Origin of the sequence: Rathayibacter sp. VKM Ac-2929, from assembly GCF_022815495.1 — a bacterium.
In the GTDB taxonomy this organism is placed as follows: Bacteria; Actinomycetota; Actinomycetes; order Actinomycetales; family Microbacteriaceae; genus Rathayibacter; species Rathayibacter festucae.
On record NZ_JALGRV010000003.1, the window covers coordinates 1 to 18650 of the forward strand.

An 18650-nucleotide genomic window follows, 5' to 3' on the forward strand; every position below is an offset into this window, starting at 1 on the left:
GATCACAAGACCCGGACGGGGTTATAAATTTGGCATTGAACATAGTGCACGCTGTTGAGTTCTCAAGAATCGGACACATCCCGCCTCCACACCTGAAGAGGTGCTTCACAACGGAAGTGATCGAAGATGTTGCCGTAGTCGGAAGACTTCGCTAAGCTGGAGAAGTTGTTCTCTCAGCCGCCGTGGCAACTTGACTAACTTAGCACATCCGCAGACCGTGTCAAATCCGGCTTCTTCGCGATGCCGTTGCGCTCGTAGGCGCTCCGACGTTGCTCGGTTCCGGACCTGAGTCCGTCGCCGGGCGGCGAAGTTGCTGGATCCGAGGGATCCTGCGAAGGCTTTACATCCGTGCGGCAGACGTGACCCGAAGGACTGTCTTGCCGAGTGGATGGTGCCGAATGAGGCCGGGACGTCGAACCGTGCTCCCGGAGGAGCCCTGTTCTTCCGTTTCCCTGCGGCCTGTGTGGCGACTTGGAATAAGTTACGGCCCGATCCCGGCACTGTCAAACCGGGCCCCCGAAATCGCTCATCCCGGGCGTGTCGCGCTGGGGGTCCTCCCCAGGGCGCGGATGTCCGGACTCTCCACCGACCGCGTGGTCGGCCCTCCGCCGCCCCGGCACTGCTGGCCACAATGGGCCCATGCCTCTCCCCGACCAGCCCCGACCCGTGCTCGCCTCCCTCGAGGAGGCTGTCGCCGTGATCCGCGCGGCGGCGTCGGACCGGCGTCTCCTGCTGGTGGGAGTCAACGGATCACCGGGCGCCGGCAAGTCCACGATCGCCGAGCGGCTGCGTGCTCGCCTTCCCGGCGCGCTCGTCCTCCCGCTCGACGGGTACCACCTGCCCCAGCAGCGGCTGCGCGAACTCGGCCGACGTGAGCGGATGGGAGCGCCGGACACCTTCGATGTCGTCGGATTCCTCGGGGCCTTGCAGAGTCTGCGGACCGCGCAGCCGGGCGACACCGTGCGGGTCGCCTCCTTCGATCGCGCGATCGAGGAGCCGGTGCCGGACTCGCTCGCCCTCCCCGTGGGTGAGCGGACCGTCGTCCTGGTCGAGGGCAACTACCTGCTGCTCGAGGACGACGGCTGGGGTGAGGTCGCCGGCCTCCTCGATCTGACGCTGCACCTGCGGGTCGAGCCGACCCTGCGCCGGCGGCGACTGGTCGCGCGGCACCTCCGCTTCGGCAAGACCCTCGAGGAGGCGATCGCCTGGACCGACGGGCCCGACGAGCGGAACGCGGAGCGGATCGAGGCGGCGGGAGCGCGGGCCGACGCGATCCTCGAGGAGGCCGCTCCCCGTGCCGTGCGGATCCTGCACCTCTCGGACACGCACCTGCTCGCCGACCCCGCCGCCCGCTACAACCGCGTCGTCGATCCGCGCGCCGCACTCGACGCGGTGCTCGCCGCCCACTCCGCCGTCGCCGACCTCGACGCCGTCGTGGTGTCCGGCGACCTGACCGATGACGGCGATGCCGGGTCCTACCGGGTTCTGCGCGCGAGGCTCGAGGAGTGGTGCGCCGAGCGGGATGCCGCGCTCGTGCTCGCCCTCGGCAATCACGACGACCGCGAGGGCTTCGGCTCCGACGGGGCCTGGAACACCGAGGTCGTCGTGCGCGGGGTGCGGATCCTCGTGCTCGACTCCTCCGTTCCGGGCGGAGCGTCCTGGGGACTCCTCGCCGAGCCGACGCTGGCGTGGCTGCGGAATCGAGTGGCCGAGGACCCGGTGACGCCGACGGTCGTGGTGCTGCACCACCCGCCGATCGAGGCGGTCACCCCGCTGCACCGGGGGATGGGACTCGCGAATCCGCACGACTTCTGGGAGGCGGTCGAGGGATCGACGCTCCTGGCGGTGCTCGCCGGGCACTGGCACCACGCCTTCGTCGACACGACCCACCCGGCTCCAGTGGTGGTCGCTCCCGGTGCCGCGAATCGGACCGACGTCCTCGCCGGGCCGCAGCACGAGCGGTCGATCGCCGCATCGGGCTCCGCGATCGTGGAGATCCTGCCGAACGGGGTGCGCGTGACGAGCACCGAGATCGATGCTCCGCACCGGGGCAGCGAGCTCTTCGACGTCACCGGGGAGGTGCTCGCCGACTGGCAGCGACGCCTCGGTTTCCCGGGATGACGCCGTCGCACCGAGGGGTGACGCCCGTCGGACGGGGAAGCGGACGGCGCGGGGCCGCATGCGACAGCCCGCGCCGCCCGCTGCTCGGGGGCGCTCGGTCCGGGGGACCGGGCGGAGGTGCGCGGCACCGGGATCAGCCGGTACCGCGCACCAGGGGGTCAGGCGTGGATGCCGACCTCTTCCGGCGAGACGTCCGCGCCGGGGGCGGAGGGCTCGAGGGCCTCGGCGACGCGCTGCGATAGCGAGCTGTCCACGTTCGCCCAGTACTGGAGCACGCGCTGGCGCAGCTCCGGGCGGGTCACCTTGGAGACGTGGCCGGCGATGTTCGCGACCAGTCGCGCCTTGGCGTCGTCGTCGAGGACGTCGCGGTAGAGCGTGCCGGCCTGGCCGAAGTCGTCGTCCTCGGGGTGCAGGGTCGCCGCGGCCCGCGTGAGCGCGCCGTCGGTCTCCCAGCCGGGGCCCTCCGCCGCGCGGGCGGGGTCGGCGTGCGCGCCGCCCATCGTGTTCGGCGCGTAGACGGGCACCTCGGAGCGCTGGAAGTCGAAGCGCATCGCGCCGTCCTTCGAGTACGAGTGCACCGGCGATTTCGCGGCGTTGACCGGCAGCTGCGCGTGGTTGGTGCCCACGCGGTAGCGGTGCGCATCGGCGTAGCTGAAGATGCGCGCGAGCAGCATCTTGTCGGGGCTGGCCTCGATCCCGGGCACGAAGTTCGAGGGGGCGAAGGTCGCCTGCTCGATCTGCGCGAAGTAGTTCTCCGGGTTGCGGTCGAGGGTCATCGTGCCGACCTCGATCAGGGGGTAGTCCGCGTGCGGCCAGACCTTGGTGAGGTCGAACGGGTTGAACCGGTAGGACTCGGCGTCGGCGTACGGCATGACCTGGACGGAGAGGGTCCACGAGGGGTGGTCGCCGCGGTCGATCGCAGCGGACAGGTCGCGGATGTGGAAGTCCGCGTCCTCGCCGGCGATCTGGTCGGCCTGCTCCTGGCTGAGGATCTCGATGCCCTGGTTCGTCTTGAAGTGGTACTTCACCCAGAAGCGCTCGCCGGCGGCGTTGACCCACTGGTAGGTGTGCGAGCCGAAGCCGTCCATGTGCCGCCACGAGCTCGGCAGACCGCGGTCGCCCATCAGCCAGGTGACCTGGTGCGCCGACTCGGGCGAGAGGGTCCAGAAGTCCCACTGCATGTCGTGGTCGCGGAGGTGGGTGCCGGGCAGGCGCTTCTGCGAGCGGATGAAGTCGGGGAACTTGATGCCGTCGCGGAGGAAGAACACCGGGGTGTTGTTGCCGACGAGGTCGTAGTTGCCCTCGCTCGTGTAGAACTTCAGCGCGAAGCCGCGCGGGTCGCGCCAGGTGTCGGGCGAACCCTGCTCGCCGGCGACGGTGGAGAAGCGGGCGAGCATCTCGGTCTCGACGCCGGGCTGGAAGAGCGCGGCGCGGGTGTACGCGCTGACGTCGCCGGTGGTGACGAAGCGGCCGAAGGCGCCGCCGCCCTTGGCGTGGACGACGCGCTCCGGGATGCGCTCGCGGTTGAACTGCGCGAGCTTCTCGAGGAGGTAGTGGTCGTGGAGCGCGATGGGGCCGTCGGCTCCGACGCTGAGCGAGTGCTCGTCGCTGGCGACGGGGGCTCCGGCATCGGTCGTCGTGAATCGTTCCTCGGTCATGAGTCCTCCTGTCGGCGGAGCGCTGTCTCGCCCTCCGCAGCGGTGATGGCGGGCGCCGGCCGGGTCTCGGCCTGCGCCAGGCAGTCGGGGCAGGTGCCCCAGAACGTGATGTCGGCCGTGTCGATGGCGAAGCCGCTCGACGACGACGGATGCAGGCAGGGCGCCTGGCCGACGACGCAGTCCACGTCGGCGACGGCGCCGCAGCTGCGGCAGACGACGTGGTGGTGGTTGTCGCCGACCCGGAGCTCGAAGCGGCGGGCGTGGCCCTCCGGCTCGATGCGGCGGGTGAGGCCGGCCTCGGTGAAGGCGGCGAGGACGCCGTACACGGCCTGGGCCGAGGCGTCGGGCAGGTCGACGCGCACCCGCGCGAGGATCTGATCGACGTCGGAGTGCGGGTGGCCCTCGAGCGCCTGCAGGACGGCCCGCCGGGTCGCGGTGGCCTTGAGCCCGGAGGCTCTCAGCCGGTCGTCCGTCATCGTCATGAGGACAAGGCTACCGAGTTGTGTTGAATAGTTCAAAACAACGGCGCGTCGCGGTGGGTGTGCCGGCGCCGCGTGCGCGTGCTGGCGGGGCGGGTCTCGATACGCCGCTCCGCGGCTACTCGACCAGCATGCGCGGTGCGCTCGCGTCCCTCGCCTTCATGCTGATCGAGCAGCCCGCGCAGCGGGCGTATCGAGATCCACCTGCGTCAGCACGCGCGTCTGCAGACCGACCTGCTGGGCGCGGTGGGTCTCGATACGCCGCTCCGCGGCTACTCGATCAGCATGCTTCTCGCTGATGGACGAGCCCGCGAAGCGGACCGCTCCTAGGCGACCGGGCCCTCGACGAGGGTGACGGTCGCGGACTGCGAGGTGCCGGCGGCGGTGGTCCAGGTGAGGGTGACCGATTCGCCGGGCTCGCGCTGGGCCAGGTCCGCGGAGAGGGCGTCGCCCGAGGTGACGGCCGTGCCGTCGACCGCGGTGACGACGTCGCCCGCGACGAGACCGGCGGCGGCAGCGGGGGTGCCCTCGATCACGCCGGCGATGACGGCGCCCGCCGCGGTGCTCGCGCCCGAGACGGCTCCGGAGGCGGTGCCCGCCGTCGTGCCGGACGGCAGCGAGACGCCGAGGAAGGCCGGGTAGCCGATCGCGACGGTCGACGTGTCGGCGCCCGCCTCGATCGTCGCGACGATGTCGAGGGCCTTCGAGATCGGGATGGCGAAGCCGGTGATGTCCGCGGTTCCACTGGAGGCGGCGGTGTCGATGCCGACGACCTTCCCGGCCGCGTCGACCAGCGGGCCGCCCGAGTCGCCCGCGACGATGTCCGCGTCGACCTGGATCAGGCCGGTGAGCTTCTCGCCGGTGATGCCGGTCTCGGCCTGGGTGGTGATGCTCTGCCCGAGGGCTTCGACCGTGCCGGCCGCGGCGACCAGATTGCCGGTGCCCTTCGCGTTGCCGACGGCGGTCACGGCGTCGCCGACCGCGACTCCGTCGGTGTCGAGGGTCGCCGGGGTGAGGCCCGACGCGTTCTCGAGCTGGAGCACGGCGACGTCGTTGGTCTTGTCGGTGCCGACGACGCGGGCGGTGTAGGCCTGCCCGGTGCTCTCGACCGTGACGGTGATGCTGGTGGAGCCCTCGACGACGTGGTTGTTGGTGAGGATCATGCCGTCGGAGGTGAGGATGACGCCGGTGCCGGCGGAGGTCGCGCCCTCGTAGGTGAGGTCGGAGGTGATCGTGACGACGCCGGCGGTCTGCGCGGTGCTCGCGGGGACGGCGTCGGTCGCCGTGGACGTCGACGTGGAGCCGGAGGTCCCCGCGCCGGTACCGCCCGAGCCGTACCCGTACACCGACCCGCTGCCGGAGCCGTATCCCGAGGAGGACCCGCCCGAGTACGGCAGCACGATGATGCCGCCGCCGAAGGAGCCGCGGGAGCCGCCGGGGTAGACGATGGTGCTGGCGGCGCTCGACGAGGCGGCCGAGGCGGACTCGGAGCGGCCGGCGAGCGAGACGCCGCCCGCGGTGACGCCGATCAGCAGGGCGAGCCCGGCACCGCCGGCGATCAGGGCGCGACGGCGACGGCGGCGGTCGTCGGTCCGGAGCGCCTGGCGCTCCTCGGCGCCGGTGGGGTCCGTCGCGGTGGCAGCGGGCTCGCGCTCGGCGCCGTGGGATTCGGGTGACTCGTTCATGATGCGTCCTCGTGGCCGGGGCCGCCCCTGACGGCGACCGGAGTCCATTCGACGACCCGCCGCATCGCGCGGGCTGGACGCTGCCTATGGCGATCCTATGAACCCGGCGGCGCCCCCTCCTTCGACTTCCTCTCGCCAGGAAATAGTTGTGGCTACAACTGAGTTGGACCTAGCATGACCGGCATGACCACCTCCTCCCCCGACCTGCTCGCCCCCGACACCGTGATGGGGGCGGTCACCCTGCGCGTCGCCGATATCGACGCGATGGTCACCTACTACCGCGACGCCGTCCTGCTCGATCTGCTCTCGCAGGACGGCTCGGTCGCGGTGCTCGGCCGCGGCGGCGTCCCGGCGGTGATCCTCCAGCACGCGCCGGAGCTGCGGCACGCGGCCCCGCGCAGCGCCGGCCTGTTCCACACCGCGATCCTCTTCGAGTCGGAGGCGGCGCTCGCCGCCGCCGTGCACAGCGTCGCGACCCGGCACCCCGGCTCCTTCACCGGCAGCTCCGACCACCTGGTGAGCAAGGCGTTCTACTTCGACGACCCGGAGCACAACGGCGTCGAGCTCTACTGGGATCGCGACCGCAGCCAGTGGTCCTGGACGCACGGGCGGATCGAGATGTCGACGCTCTTCCTCGACCCCAACGCGTTCCTCCGGGAGCACCTGACCGAGGAGGCGATCGCGCAGCCGCGGCTCGGCGGCGCCTCGGTCGGCCACGTGCACCTGAGCGTCGGCGACGTCGCGACGGCGAAGGAGTTCTACGTCGACCGGCTCGGCTTCGAGACGACGATCGCCTACGGCGGGCAGGCGCTGTTCGTCTCGGCCGGCGGCTACCACCACCACATGGCGATGAACACCTGGAACTCGCTCGGCGCCGGGCGGCGGCAGCTCGCGCTCGGGCTGGGGCAGGTCGAGATCGTCGTGCCGGCGGCGGACGATCTGGGCGCGCTCGGCGAGCGCCTGCGCAGCGCGAAGGTCGCGACCGCGGACGACGGGCGGACGCTGTCCTTCGAGGACCCGTGGGCGAACACCCTGCGGGTGACCGCGGCGGCCTGAGCGGAGGGCCCGTCGAGACCGGCGATCGCGGGACGGATCGCCGGAAAGCCGGGCGGGTACGATGGGCGCGCGGAGATCCGCACAGCCCCTCGAGACTCCGGAGAACACGGTGCCCACGATCGTCGTTGAAGTCATGCCCAAGGCCGAGCTGCTCGATCCGCAGGGGAAGGCCGTCGCCGGCGCGCTCTCGCGCCTCGGCCACTCCGCCGTCACGGGCGTGCGGGTGGGCAAGCGCTTCGAGATCACCGTCGACGAGGTGACCGACGAGGTCCGCGCCTCGATCGCCGCCCTGGCGGACGACATGCTGTCGAACTCGGTGATCGAGGACGTCGTCGGCATCCACTACCCGGAGGCGTGATCATGCGGATCGGCGTCATCACCTTCCCCGGTTCGCTCGACGACCGCGACGCCCAGCGCGCGGTCCGCTTCGCCGGCGCGGAGCCCGTCGCCCTCTGGCACGGCGATCACGACCTCGACGGCGTCGACGCGATCGTGCTGCCCGGCGGCTTCTCCTACGGCGACTACCTGCGCTGCGGCGCCATCGCCTCGCACTCGCCGATCATGCGCGAGGTGATCGACGCGGCGAACGCCGGAACCCCCGTCCTCGGCATCTGCAACGGCTTCCAGATGCTGACCGAGGCGCACCTGCTGCCCGGCGGCCTGATCCGCAACGACGTCGGCTCCTTCGTCTGCCGAGACCAGCGGCTCGTCGTCGAGAACGCCGCCACCGTCTGGACCAGCGACTTCGAGGCCGGCCAGGAGATCACCATCCCGCTGAAGAACGGCGAGGGCGGCTACATCGCCTCGGCCGAGACGCTCGCGGAGCTCGAGGGCGAGGGCCGCGTGGTCTTCCGCTACCTCGGCGCCAACCCGAACGGCTCGATGAACGACATCGCCGGAGTCGCGAACGCGCGCGGCAACGTCGTCGGCCTGATGCCGCACCCCGAGCACGCGGTCGAGCCGGGCTTCGGCCCGGACACCCCGGCCGCGATGCGCTCGGGCGTGGACGGGCTCGCGTTCTTCACCTCCGCGGTGCGCGCGCTGGTCGCCACGGCCTGACGCCCGGCCGCGCTACTCCTGCGCGGCGCGCAGACCCGCGATCTCGCGCGCTGCGCCGTAGAGCGCGAGGACGGCCGCGGCGTGCGCCTCGGGCGCGAAATCGGTGAAGGCGTCCCGTGCCGCCGCGGCCGCCGCGTGGACCGGGGCGCGGTCGCGGCAGAGCCGCTCCAGGTACTCGGCGAAGGCGGTCGGCTCGACGGGCGCGAGAAGTCCCGGGCCGTCGAGGCCCTCCGTGAGGGCCGGGTCGACGTAGAGGACTCCGCGGCCGCCCCGCAGCGCCTCGACCACCACCATCGGCTGGTTGTCGAAGCCGGACGAGGTCAGGGCGACGAGGTCGGAGCGGCGGACGGCGTCGCCGATGAGGCGGTTCTCGACGAAGCCGCGGAACACGACGGCCGGAGACCCCCCCCCCCCCCGCGAGCCGGACCGCGGGGGCGAGCGAGGGACCGGTGCCGATGATCTCGACGCGGAGGGCGTCCGGGTCGCGGGCGAGGACCGCGAGGCAGGCCTCGACGAAGGGGACGAGCCGCTTCTCCGGTGCGCACCGGCCGACCCAGAGCAGGCGGAGCGGACCGGAGCCGTCCGGCGCGACATCGCCGGCGCCGCGTTCCCGGGGGATCACGGTGTTGGGCAGCACCGCCACCCGCGGCAGGCCGGCGCGACGGAGCGCCTCGGCCTGGTGGGCCGAGGGGGAGATCACGAGATCGGGCCGGGCGGCGGCGCTCCGGGTGACGTCGCGGAGGAGCTCGCCGAGGAGGTCGCCACCGCCGCGTCGCGGGCGCGGGCGGCGGCCGGTCACGGCGGCGACGTAGGCCGCGGCGACCGGCGCCAGCAGGCGGCCGGCGCGACCGGGCACCCCGCGCCAGAAGAAGGTGTGCACGGTGGCGACCGAGGGGAGCGACAGCGCCGCGGCGACCTCCAGCGCGGCGACCGCGAGGCCGAACTCGGAGTGGACGTGGACCGCGCCGATCCCCTCCTCGCGGAGCAGCCGCTCGAGCAGGGCCCGGGTGCGACGGGAGTTCCGGACGACCGGCAGCTGCGCGACCGGGATCCGGGGTGCCGGGATCGGGCGCACGTCGATGCCGTCGAGCGGCAGCGTCGTGGCGGAGCGGGGGACGACCAGCAGGACGCGGACGACCGCCTCCACGAGGCTCCGGCACTCCGCGACCATCGCCGTCTGCGCGCCGCCGGTGTAGTCGAGCGCGTAGTCACTGACGACCGCGACGGTCGACTGCGCCGCCGAGGGAAACCGAGTACTGCTCATGACCATCGGGCGACGCTATCAGCGGCCGGCGGGGCGGCTCCGCGGAGGCGCGTCGGGCGGCGCTGGGTGCGGGCGGGCGACACGGGAGGCGCGATGCGCGCTGCGCGCTGCGTGCTGCGTGCTGCGTGCTGCGTGCTGCGTGCTGCGTGCTGCGCAGCATGCTGGTCGAGTAGCCCCGAAGGGGCGTATCGAGACCCCGCGTGCAGGCGGTGGTGGATCTCGATACGCCCGCTGCGCGGGCTACTCGATCAGCATGGACGGCGCCCGCTCCGTGGACCGGTGTCTCGAAGAGGGCGCGCGGCGCAGCCGCTCGATCAGTGAAGAACGGAGTGCGGCGCAGCCGCTTCATCGCGAGGAGGGGCTACGGACCCGTCAGCACCTCGGGCTCCGGGGTCATCGAGATGGTGGGGATGGAGGCGGTGATCACGGTGCCGTCCGAGCGGCGAGTGCCCTCGATGTCGGAGGTGGTCGGCGCTCCGGTGAGGCGGGGGCCCTGGTGGCCGAGGCCGACGCGGACCGGGTTGCCGGACTCGACGTGCACGCGCTCGCCGCGGACGGTGATCGCCGCGGCGTCGCCGTCCTCGACGGTCAGCAGCACCGCCTCCTGGGTCACCTCGACCCGCACCCGCGTGCCGTGCAGCGCGATGCGGAAGGTCAGGCGGTCCCAGTCGTCGGGGAGGCGCGGGTCGAGCGTGATCCGCCCGCCGTGGTCGCGCATCCCGCCGAAGCCGTAGACCAGGGCGGACCAGACGCCGCCGGTCGAGGCGACGTGGATGCCGTCGGCGGTGTTGCGGTGCAGGTCGGCGAGGTCGACGAACAGCGCCGAGAGGAAGTAGTGCCGGGACAGCTCGCTGTAGCCGACCTCGGCCGCGATGATCGACTGCACGACCGCCGAGAGCGTCGAGTCGCCGGTGGTCAGCGCGTCGTAGTACTCGAAGTCGGCGCGCTTCTGCTCCGCCGTGAACTCGTTGCCCTGCAGCAGGAGCGCGAGCACGACGTCGGCCTGCTTGAGCACCTGGAAGCGGTAGATCACCAGCGGGTGGAAGTGCAGCAGCAGCGGCCGCTTGGACGCCGGGGTGTTCTCGAGGTCCCACAGCTCCTTCTCGAGGAACGCCGCGTCCTGCGGGTGGATGCCGGCGCGCGCGTCGAAGGGGATGTGCATCTTGTCGGCCGCGCGGGCCCACTCGATGACCTCGTCCTCGTCCAGCAGCAGGCGGGCGACCATCCGCTCGTAGGCCGACGGCTCGACGGCCTTGAGCAGCTCGACGGCGCGGGCGGCCGCGCGCAGGTTCGAGCGGGCCATCACGTTCGTGTACAGGTTGTCGTTGACGACGGTCGTGTACTCGTCCGGCCCGGTGACGCCGTGGATGTGGAAGTGGTCGTCGCCGTTGCTGCGCCAGAAGCCCAGGTCGGCCCACATCCGCGCGGTCTCGACCAGGATGTCGATCGCGCCACGGGCGAGGAAGTCGTCGTCGCCGGTCGCGCCCACGTACTGCATCAGCGCATAGGAGATGTCGGCGTCGATGTGGTACTGCGCGGTACCGGCGGCGTAGTAGGCCGACGACTCCTGGCCGTTGATGGTGCGCCAGGGGAAGAGCGCGCCGCGCTGGTTGAGTTCGGCCGCGCGCGAGCGGGCCGCCTCGAGCATGTTCTGGCGGAAGCGCAGGGCGTTCCGCGCCACGAGCGGCGCCGTGTAGCTGAGGAACGGGAGGACGTAGACCTCGGTGTCCCAGAAGTAGTGGCCGCCGTAGCCGGAGCCCGAGACGCCCTTGGCCGCGACGCCGCCGCCGTCCGTGCGGGCGGTGGACTGCGCGAGCTGGAAGAGGTTCCACCGGGTGGCCTGCTGGATCGCCGGCTGGCCGTCGATCTGCACGTCGGAGCGGACCCAGAAGTCGTCGAGCCACTCGCGCTGCTTGACGAACTGCTCCTCCACCGGGGTCTCGCGGGCGCGGTCGAGCGTGCGGTCGCAGCGGTCGGCGAGCTCGCGCACGGGGACGCCGCGCGACGTGTGGTAGGTCAACGTCTTCACCAGGCGCACCGGGACGCCGGCCTTCGCCTTCACCCGGTAGACGTGCTTGGCGAGGTCGTCGTCGATCTGGGAGGTCTGGTCCCACTCGTTCTCGGTCTCGAGCACGTGCTCGGCACCGCAGGCGACGGTCATCCGGGAGTTGGTGGTGCGGTAGCCGAGCAGATAGCGCGTGCCGCTGACCCGCTTGAGCTGCGGCTGCAGCACCCGGTCCTCGAACGACTCGGCCTTGCGCGGGTCGAAGCCGGCGGCCTCGCTGCCCGAGGGCGCGTGGTACTCGTCGACGCCGTCCTGGCGGTTGAGGATCTGACTCGAGATCAGCACCGAGGCGTCGTGGTCGAGCATCTCGACCTCGTAGTCGAGGATCGCGAGGTGCCGGTCGGTGAAGGAGACCAGGCGGCGCGAGCGGATCAGCACGCGCTTGCCCGAGGGGGTGCGCCACTCCAGCTCGCGGGTGAGCACGCCGTTCGCGAAGTCGAGGCGGCGCGTGTAGGCGAGGACGTCGGCCTCGCTCAGCACGAACGGCTCGTCGTCGACGTAGAGGCGGATGATCTTCGCGTCCGGCACGTTGACGATGGTCTGGCCGACGCGGGCGAAGCCGAACGCCTCCTCCGCGTGCCGGATGGGCCAGGTCTCGTGGAAGCCGTTGATGAAGGTGCCGTAGGCGTAGCCGTCGCGGCCCTCCTCCACGTTGCCGCGCAGGCCCAGGTAGCCGTTGCCGGTCGCGAAGAGCGTCTCGGTGCGCCCCTGCAGCTCGGTGGCGAACTCGGTCTCGATCAGCGACCACTCGTCGACCGGGAACCGGTTGCGGTCGAGCGGGTCGGAGGTGATGGGGTTCATGCGGCGTCCTCGGGGGCGGGGGCGGAGGGGAGGAAGGGGAGCAGCTCGGCCAGGTCGTCGACGACGATGTCGGCGCCGTGCTCGAGGAGGGTGTCGCGGCCGACGCCGCGGTCGACGCCGACGACGAGGCCGAAGGCGCCCGCGCGGCCGGCGGCGACTCCGGAGTGCGCGTCCTCGACGACCACGCACTCGGCGGCGGTGAACCCGAGCAGCTGCGCGGCGTGCAGATAGGTGTCCGGCGCGGGCTTGCCGGCGATCGCGTCGCGGGCGGCGAGGAGGCCGTCGACGACGACCTCGAAGCGGTCGCGGATCCCCGCGGCCTCGAGCACCGGCACGCCGTTGCGGGAGGAGGTGACGACGGCCACCTCGACGCCCGCGGCGATCGCGGCGTCGACGAGGGCGAGCGAGCCGGGGTACGGGGCGACGCCGTTCTCGGCGAGGGTCTGGTTGAAGGCGTCGTTCTTGCGGTTGCCGAGTCCGCAGACGGTCTCGAGGGCGGGGTCGTCGCTCGGCGAGCCCTCGGGGAGGGTGATGCCGCGCGAGGCGAGCAGCGCGCGGACGCCGTCGTAGCGGGGGCGGCCGTCGATGTACCGGAAGTAGTCGGCGTCGGTGTAGCCCTCGGCGATGCCGCGCGACTCGAGGTACGGCGCGAAGAGACGGGCCCAGGCCTGCATGTGCACGTCGGCGGTGGGGGTGAGCACCCCGTCGAGGTCGAAGAGCAGCGCCTTCGCCCGGCCGAGGGCGGAGGCGTCGGGGCGCGTCGGTGAAGCAGTCACAGCGGGGAGGACCTCTGGTCGGGGCACGGGTGCGGTGGGCTCCGCCGTCGACAGGCCGTCCGCGCGGACACCGGGTATCGTATACGCCCCCCGGTCGCCGTCTGGAACCGTTTACACGTCCGACATCTGCGGGCCCCGGACGGTCTGCGCGGCGTGTGCGCGCCGGTGCGCGCGGAGTCGTCCGCGGAACGAAGGCCGGACGACCGGATCCGCGCGTTCGCGGGCGATCCCGGGCGCTCGGCCTTCGTTGCGCGGCTCGTCAGGCAGTGTCTGCGAGGGCGCCCCCCGCATCGGGGGTGGCCGCGAGCTGCGAGACGCGGGCGGGGCTGATCCGCAGGGCGGCCGCGACGGCCTCGACGGTGTAGCCGTCGGCGCGGAGGGTGCGGACGGCCTCGCGGCGGAGCGCGCCGGCGTGCCGCAGGGCGGCGCGGGCCGCCTCCTCGGCGCGGGCGCCCTCGTCCCAGATCGCGAGGACCTCGGGCGGAGCCTCGACGCTCACCCGCACGTCCACCTCGGCGATGCCGACGTCGAGGTGCACCGCGGCGAGCTCGCGGGCGGCGGCCGGGATGCCGCGGGTCGAGACCGCGCCTCCGGTCGCGACGATCTCGACGCCGTTCGGCGCGGTCGAGGTCAGCTCGGGGATCTCGATGGTCCACCAGGGAGTGCCGTCCCGGTAGGCGCGGGCCGCGAGGACCCGGGGTCCGCTCGTCATGGTCGGTTCCAATCGCTCGGGGTGTCCGCGAAGACCGCCTGCAGCTGGCGGACGACGCCGGGCGAGACCTCGCCCCGGTGCTGCACGAGGGTGACGGTCGCCCCGCCCTCGGCGGGGCTCCACGTCTCGTGGCTCCCTCTCTGCCGGGTGCGGTTCCACCCTTTCGAGCGGAGGAACCTCGTGACGTCGCGGTACTTCTGCGGCCTGGTCATCAGGGTATTCCAGCCCACCCTGCTGCTCAAGAGTCAGGGTGGGCTTGAACTTCGTGGAGAACGGAGGGATCTCGCGCCTGGGGAGGAGATCCGCGGCGGGCGGTCAGCCGAGGGGCTGCAGGTCGGCCTCGCCCGGGCCGGCGGTGAGGCGGTGCCGGCCGAGCGGGAGCATCAGCGGGGTGCCGGAGGTGGGATCGGTGATGATCCGGCTGTCCAGGCCGAAGACGGCGCGGACCGTGTCCTCGGTCAGGACCTCGGCGGGGGTGCCGGCGGCGTGCACGGTGCCGCCGGCGAGGGCGACGAGGTGGTCGGCGTAGCGGGCCGCGAGGTTGAGGTCGTGCAGGACCATCACGACGGTCGTTCCGCGGTTGCGGTTGAGGTCGACGAGGAGGTCGAGCACCTCGACCTGGTGGCTGACGTCGAGGAAGGTGGTCGGCTCGTCCAGCAGCAGCAGGTCGGTCTCCTGAGCGAGGGCCATCGCGATCCAGACCCGCTGGCGCTGGCCGCCGCTCAGCTCGTCGACGGCGCGGTCGGCGAGGGCCGCGGTGTCGGTCGCGTCGAGCGCCGTCGCGACGGCCTCGTCGTCGTGCGCGTTCCAGCGGCTGAGGATGCCCTGGTGCGGATGGCGGCCGCGGCCGACGAGATCGGCGACGGTGATCCCCTCCGGAGCGATCGGCGACTGCGGCAGGAGGCCCAGGGTGCGGGCGAGCTGCTTCGCGGGCGTCCTGTGCACGGCCTTGCCGTCGAGCAGCACGGTGCCTGCGCGCGGCGCCAGCAGCCGCGACATCGAGCGCAGGAGGGTCGACTTGCCGCAGGCGTTCGCGCCGACGATGGCGGTGATCCGGCCGGGCGGGACGACGAGGTCGAGGCCCTCGACGACGGTGCGGTCGCCGTAGCCCAGGGTGAGCGCGTCGACGGTGAGGGTGTGCTCGGCGGTCACAGGGACCCTCCCGATCGGTTGCTGCGGACGATGAGGTAGATCAGGTAGGGCGCGCCGAGCACGCCGGTGACGACGCCGACCGGGTAGCGCAGGCCCAGCGCGTACTGCCCGACGAAGTCGGCGACGAGCACGAGCAGCGCGCCGACCAGTGCGGACGGGATCAGCAGCGAGCGGCCGGGGCCGACCAGCCGCGCAGCGATCGGGCCGGAGAGGAAGGCGACGAACGCGATCGGGCCGGCCGCGGCGGTCGCGAAGGCGATCAGGCCGACGGCGGCGACGATCACGACGAGACGGGTGCGGTTCACCCGGATGCCCAGCGCGGAGGCGGTGTCGTCGCCGAGCTGCGTGCCGGAGAGGTCGCGCGAGCGGGCGAGCAGCACCGGGGTGAGGACGACCACGGCGATCAGCACCGGCACGACCTCGCTCCAGCGGGCGCCGTTGAGGCTGCCGGTGAGCCAGCGGCTGGCCTCCTGGAAGTCGAAGGCGGCGGCACGGGAGAGCACGTAGGCGGTGACGCTGTCGAGCATCGCGGCGACGCCGATCCCGATCAGGATCAGCCGGGTGCCGGCCACGCCGCTCCGGTAGGAGAGGGCGTAGACGACGAGCGCGACCAGGAGGCCGGCCGCGATGGCGAGGACCGAGACCTGCGTCGCTCCGAGCGAGAGCGTGACGATGGCGAAGGCCGCGGCGGCGCTCGCTCCGGCGCTGATGCCGATGATGTCGGGGCTGGCCAGCGGATTGCGCAGCATGGTCTGGAAGGCGACGCCGCCGAGGCCGAAGCAGAGGCCGACGAGCACGCCGAGGATCGCGCGCGGCAGGCGCAGGCGCCCGACCGTGAAGGAGGCGCCGGGGACCTGCTCGCCGAGGATCACCCGGACGACCTCGGCCGGCGAGTAGATCGTCTGCCCGACGATCAGGGAGACGGCGAAGACGACGACGAGCAGCGCGACGAGCACGGCGATGACGGCGCGCCGGCGGGCCCCGCGGCGACGGCGGCCGGCCGCGACGGCCAGCGCCGTGGCGGAGAGCGCGGCGGAGCGGGCCGCGGGCCGGGACTGCACGGCGGTCACAGCTCGCGCACCTTCTGCCGGCGGACGATCGCGATGAAGACGGGGGCGCCGATCAGCGCGGTGATGATGCCGACGTCGATCTCGCTCGGGCGCGCGACGATCCGGCCGACGACGTCCGCGCCGATGAGGAGGACCGCGCCGGCGACTGCGGAGAACGGGAGCAGCCAGCGGTGGTCGACGCCGACGATCAGCCGGCAGGCGTGCGGGACGACCAGCCCGACGAAGCCGATCGGCCCGGTGACCGCGGTGGTCGCTCCGCAGAGGACGACGGCGCCGAGGGCCGCCGCGCCGCGGGCCAGCGCCACGCGCTCGCCGAGGCCGGCCGCCAGCTCGTCGCCGAGGGCCAGCGTGTTGAGGCTCTTCGCCGAGAGCACGCAGAGCGCGAGTCCGACGGCGAGGAAGGGCAGGACCTGGCCGATGCTCGCGAAGGTGCCGCCGCCGACGCCGCCGATCTGCCAGGAGCGGATGCCGCCCGAGAGGTCGGCGCGCGGCAGGACGATGGCGCTGATCACCGAGACGAGCGCGGCGGAGGTGGCGGCGCCGGCCAACGCGAGCTTGAGCGGCGTCGCTCCCCCGCGGCCGAGCGAGCCGACCACGTAGACGAAGACGGCGGCGACGGCCGCGCCGCCGATCGCGACCCAGATGAAGCCGGTCGCGGTGGAGAGGCCGAAGAAGACGATGCCGGTGACGACCGCGAGCGAGGCGCCGGTGTTGACGCCGAGGATCCCCGGGTCGGCGAGCGGATTGCGGGTGACGCCCTGCATCAGCACGCCGGCGACCCCGAGCGCGGCACCCGCGACCGCGGCGAGGACCGTGCGCGGGAGGCGCTTCGCGACCGCGGCCTGCCCGAAGCCGTCGGTGGAGCCGCCGAACGCGGCGACCACGTCGCTCCAGGCCACGTCGCGCGAGCCGATCATCACCGACACCACTGCGACACCGGCCAGCACCAGCAGCGAGACGAGCAGCCAGAGGGCGCGCAGACGCCTCGGGCGCCGCACGGCGGCGGCACCCGAGACGGGAGGTGCGGTGCGGGTCACGCGGTCGGAGCTCACGCAGTCGGCCGGGAGTGGGTCACGCCGCCTTGTCCGCGGCCTCGGCCAGCATGGCGAGGTAGTCGTCGAGCACGTACGAGATCGACAGCGGGGTCGGGTTCGCGGCGGTGCCGAGCGGCGTGGAGGGCAGGCGCACGATGGCGTCGTTCGCGACGGCCGGGATCTGCGAGAGCAGCGGGTCGGCCTTGAGGGTGTTCACGAGCTCGTCGTCGCCGTAGGTGACGATGACGTCGACGTCGTTGAACGCGTCGGCCTGCTCGGCGCTCTGAGTGAGCGAGAACGCGTCGGTAGTGGCCGAGGCGGTCGCGATGCTCTCGGGCGTGGTCAGGCCGAGGTCCTCGAAGAAGGCCGGGCGGGTGTCGTGCGTCGTGTAGAAGCTGACCTGGCTGAGGTCGGTCGGGTCGACGTGGGTGAGGAACATCGCCGAGGCGCCGGCGAGCTGCGGGTGCGCGGCGACCTTCTCCTCGATCTCGGTCTCGAGCTCGCCGATCAGCGCGGCGCCCTCGTCGGCCATGCCCATCGCCTCGCTGTTGAAGGTGATGGTGTCGCGCCAGGAGGTGCCCCAGGCGGTCTCGGGGTAGGCGACGACGGGCGCGATCTCGGTCAGCGTGTCGTAGTCCTCCTGCGTGAGGCCGGAGTAGGCGGCGAGGATCACGTCGGGCTGCGTGTCGGCGACGGCCTCGAAGTCGATGCCGTCGGTCTCGTCGAAGAGGACGGGGGTCTCGCCGCCGAGCTCCTCGAGCTTCTCGGACACCCAGGGGAGCAGTCCGTCGCCGTCGTCGTCGCCGAAGTTCGCGGCGGCCATGCCGACCGGGACCACGCCGAGCGCGAGCGGGACCTCGTGGTTGGCCCAGTTGACGGTCGCGACGCGCTCCGGCTGCGACTCGATGGTCGTGGTGCCGAGGGCGTGCTCGATGGTGATCGGCTCGAAGCCGGAGTCGGCGGTGTCGGAGCCGGCCGCGGCGGACGAGCAGCCGGCGAGGCCGACGGTGAGCAGGGCGGTCGCGACGAGCGCGAGCGACTTGGTGGCGCGGGGCATTGTTCCCTTTCGGAAGGCTGTGGTCGTGGCGCGCAACGAGCGACGGACGCCATGCACTAAGGACAGCCTAACCAAAGAATGTGCAGGTTCTCAGCCGGAAAGGGCTGGGGCGTCCTTACCTCAGGCCGTGACGAGCTTCTCCACGGTGCGGAGGTTCCGTGTCGTCGTGGTCGAGCGGAAGACGGCGCGAGCCAGGATCTTGGCGGCCGGAGTGTCGGTGGAGGAGCCCTTCGGGCAGCGCCAGTAGAGGACGCCGTCGCCGCGGGCGAGCAGCTCGACGGCCGGGTCGGTCGCGCCGACCGCGGACTCGGCCGCGTCCAGGGCGGCGGAGTCGGAGCCGAAGACGACGTAGGGGTGCGCGGTCTCGTCGATCCGCTCGAACGGGTACGCGGCGGCGGCCGCGGCGAGCGCCTCCTGCGTGACGAGGACGATCCAGGCGTCGTAGCCGAAGCGCTCGCCGAGGGCCGCCTCCAGCGCGGGCTTCAGCTCGGCGGGGTCGCGGTCGGAGTCGAAGGCGGCGTTGCCGCTGGCGAGCACGGTGCGGACGGCCGCGCCGCCGACGCTCTCGACGGTGGCGGCGAGGTCCGCGCTGCGGACGGTGCGGCCGTTGACGTTCACTCCGCGGAGGAGGGCGACGAGGCGGGTCATGCCGCCGACGGTA

At 72.6% G+C, this 18650-nt stretch carries 17 protein-coding genes and 1 pseudogene; 4 read left to right on the top strand and 14 right to left on the bottom strand.

Annotated features, from left to right (window positions below; genetic code table 11):
* The first annotated feature begins 639 nt into the window (after nucleotides 1-639).
* The gene (locus MT355_RS09135) at nucleotides 640-2121 is read left to right on the top strand and encodes a metallophosphoesterase (protein WP_243599303.1); all 1482 of its coding nucleotides are present in this window, start codon (nucleotides 640-642) and stop codon (nucleotides 2119-2121) included.
* A gap of 158 nt (nucleotides 2122-2279) precedes the next feature.
* Here the strand turns inward: MT355_RS09135 and MT355_RS09140 are convergent, their stop codons facing one another.
* The 3 genes from MT355_RS09140 to MT355_RS09150 form a co-directional block, all read right to left on the bottom strand.
* Nucleotides 2280-3779, bottom strand: coding sequence for a catalase (locus tag MT355_RS09140; protein WP_123447080.1), 1500 nt, complete (start codon nucleotides 3777-3779; stop codon nucleotides 2280-2282).
* Nucleotides 3776-4261, bottom strand: a complete 486-nt coding sequence (locus MT355_RS09145; RefSeq protein ID WP_185019989.1) for a Fur family transcriptional regulator — start codon at nucleotides 4259-4261, stop codon at nucleotides 3776-3778. The genes MT355_RS09140 and MT355_RS09145 overlap by 4 nt, the downstream gene beginning before the upstream one ends.
* 323 nt (nucleotides 4262-4584) lie before the next feature.
* Nucleotides 4585-5943, bottom strand: a complete 1359-nt coding sequence (locus MT355_RS09150) for a S1C family serine protease (RefSeq protein WP_243599304.1) — start codon at nucleotides 5941-5943, stop codon at nucleotides 4585-4587.
* A 183-nt stretch (nucleotides 5944-6126) separates the two neighbouring features.
* Between MT355_RS09150 and MT355_RS09155 the strand changes: the two genes are divergently transcribed.
* From MT355_RS09155 to purQ, 3 genes are all read left to right on the top strand, one after another.
* Nucleotides 6127-6999, top strand: coding sequence for a VOC family protein (locus MT355_RS09155; RefSeq protein ID WP_374204650.1), 873 nt, complete (start codon nucleotides 6127-6129; stop codon nucleotides 6997-6999).
* A 109-nt stretch (nucleotides 7000-7108) separates the two neighbouring features.
* Complete coding sequence (purS, locus tag MT355_RS09160; RefSeq protein WP_123447082.1) at nucleotides 7109-7357, top strand: phosphoribosylformylglycinamidine synthase subunit PurS; 249 nt, start codon at nucleotides 7109-7111, stop codon at nucleotides 7355-7357.
* A 2-nt stretch (nucleotides 7358-7359) separates the two neighbouring features.
* Nucleotides 7360-8058, top strand: a complete 699-nt coding sequence (gene purQ, locus MT355_RS09165; protein ID WP_123447083.1) for a phosphoribosylformylglycinamidine synthase subunit PurQ — start codon at nucleotides 7360-7362, stop codon at nucleotides 8056-8058.
* A 12-nt stretch (nucleotides 8059-8070) separates the two neighbouring features.
* Here purQ and MT355_RS21585 read toward each other — a convergent pair whose 3' ends face one another.
* From MT355_RS21585 to MT355_RS09215, 11 genes and pseudogenes are all read right to left on the bottom strand, one after another.
* On the bottom strand, nucleotides 8071-8448 hold the full coding sequence (locus MT355_RS21585) for a hypothetical protein (RefSeq protein WP_243599306.1): 378 nt from the start codon (nucleotides 8446-8448) through the stop codon (nucleotides 8071-8073).
* Nucleotides 8449-8689: 241 nt separating this feature from the next.
* A pseudogene (locus tag MT355_RS21745) lies at nucleotides 8690-9328 on the bottom strand (glycosyltransferase); the annotation flags it as partial.
* 355 nt (nucleotides 9329-9683) lie between these two features.
* Nucleotides 9684-12188, bottom strand: coding sequence for a glycoside hydrolase family 65 protein (locus MT355_RS09175; RefSeq protein WP_243599307.1), 2505 nt, complete (start codon nucleotides 12186-12188; stop codon nucleotides 9684-9686).
* Nucleotides 12185-12964, bottom strand: a complete 780-nt coding sequence (locus MT355_RS09180; RefSeq protein ID WP_308197327.1) for a beta-phosphoglucomutase family hydrolase — start codon at nucleotides 12962-12964, stop codon at nucleotides 12185-12187. The genes MT355_RS09175 and MT355_RS09180 overlap by 4 nt, the downstream gene beginning before the upstream one ends.
* A 259-nt stretch (nucleotides 12965-13223) precedes the next feature.
* A complete protein-coding gene (locus tag MT355_RS09185) occupies nucleotides 13224-13676 on the bottom strand; it encodes a hypothetical protein (protein WP_243599308.1) in 453 nt (150 codons plus the stop codon).
* Nucleotides 13673-13888, bottom strand: a complete 216-nt coding sequence (locus MT355_RS09190; protein ID WP_243599309.1) for a type II toxin-antitoxin system HicA family toxin — start codon at nucleotides 13886-13888, stop codon at nucleotides 13673-13675. The genes MT355_RS09185 and MT355_RS09190 overlap by 4 nt, the downstream gene beginning before the upstream one ends.
* A gap of 103 nt (nucleotides 13889-13991) precedes the next feature.
* On the bottom strand, nucleotides 13992-14828 hold the full coding sequence (locus MT355_RS09195) for an ABC transporter ATP-binding protein (protein WP_123447087.1): 837 nt from the start codon (nucleotides 14826-14828) through the stop codon (nucleotides 13992-13994).
* Entirely contained in the window at nucleotides 14825-15898 is a 1074-nt protein-coding gene (locus MT355_RS09200; protein WP_374204651.1) for a FecCD family ABC transporter permease, read from the bottom strand. Before MT355_RS09200 ends, MT355_RS09195 begins: the two co-directional genes overlap by 4 nt.
* Nucleotides 15895-16935 carry an iron ABC transporter permease gene (locus tag MT355_RS09205; protein WP_243599310.1) on the bottom strand — a complete coding sequence of 347 codons (1041 nt, stop codon included), beginning with the start codon at nucleotides 16933-16935 and terminating at the stop codon, nucleotides 15895-15897. Before MT355_RS09205 ends, MT355_RS09200 begins: the two co-directional genes overlap by 4 nt.
* Nucleotides 16936-16969: 34 nt before the next feature.
* Nucleotides 16970-17989, bottom strand: coding sequence for an iron-siderophore ABC transporter substrate-binding protein (locus MT355_RS09210; RefSeq protein WP_243599311.1), 1020 nt, complete (start codon nucleotides 17987-17989; stop codon nucleotides 16970-16972).
* Nucleotides 17990-18109: 120 nt separating this feature from the next.
* On the bottom strand, nucleotides 18110-18637 hold the full coding sequence (locus tag MT355_RS09215) for a DUF1697 domain-containing protein (RefSeq protein WP_243599312.1): 528 nt from the start codon (nucleotides 18635-18637) through the stop codon (nucleotides 18110-18112).
* Nucleotides 18638-18650: the final 13 nt, after the last annotated feature.

Bases quoted from the DNA above. Each gene is read 5' to 3' on its own strand.
- MT355_RS09135 (WP_243599303.1), top strand. From the start codon at position 640: ATGCCTCTCCCCGACCAGCCCCGACCCGTGCTCGCCTCCCTCGAGGAG.
- MT355_RS09140 (WP_123447080.1), bottom strand. From the start codon at position 3,779: ATGACCGAGGAACGATTCACGACGACCGATGCCGGAGCCCCCGTCGCC.
- MT355_RS09145 (WP_185019989.1), bottom strand. From the start codon at position 4,261: ATGACGATGACGGACGACCGGCTGAGAGCCTCCGGGCTCAAGGCCACC.
- MT355_RS09150 (WP_243599304.1), bottom strand. From the start codon at position 5,943: ATGAACGAGTCACCCGAATCCCACGGCGCCGAGCGCGAGCCCGCTGCC.
- MT355_RS09155 (WP_374204650.1), top strand. From the start codon at position 6,127: ATGACCACCTCCTCCCCCGACCTGCTCGCCCCCGACACCGTGATGGGG.
- purQ (WP_123447083.1), top strand. From the start codon at position 7,360: ATGCGGATCGGCGTCATCACCTTCCCCGGTTCGCTCGACGACCGCGAC.
- MT355_RS09175 (WP_243599307.1), bottom strand. From the start codon at position 12,188: ATGAACCCCATCACCTCCGACCCGCTCGACCGCAACCGGTTCCCGGTC.
- MT355_RS09185 (WP_243599308.1), bottom strand. From the start codon at position 13,676: ATGACGAGCGGACCCCGGGTCCTCGCGGCCCGCGCCTACCGGGACGGC.
- MT355_RS09190 (WP_243599309.1), bottom strand. From the start codon at position 13,888: ATGACCAGGCCGCAGAAGTACCGCGACGTCACGAGGTTCCTCCGCTCG.
- MT355_RS09210 (WP_243599311.1), bottom strand. From the start codon at position 17,989: ATGCCCCGCGCCACCAAGTCGCTCGCGCTCGTCGCGACCGCCCTGCTC.
- MT355_RS09215 (WP_243599312.1), bottom strand. From the start codon at position 18,637: ATGACCCGCCTCGTCGCCCTCCTCCGCGGAGTGAACGTCAACGGCCGC.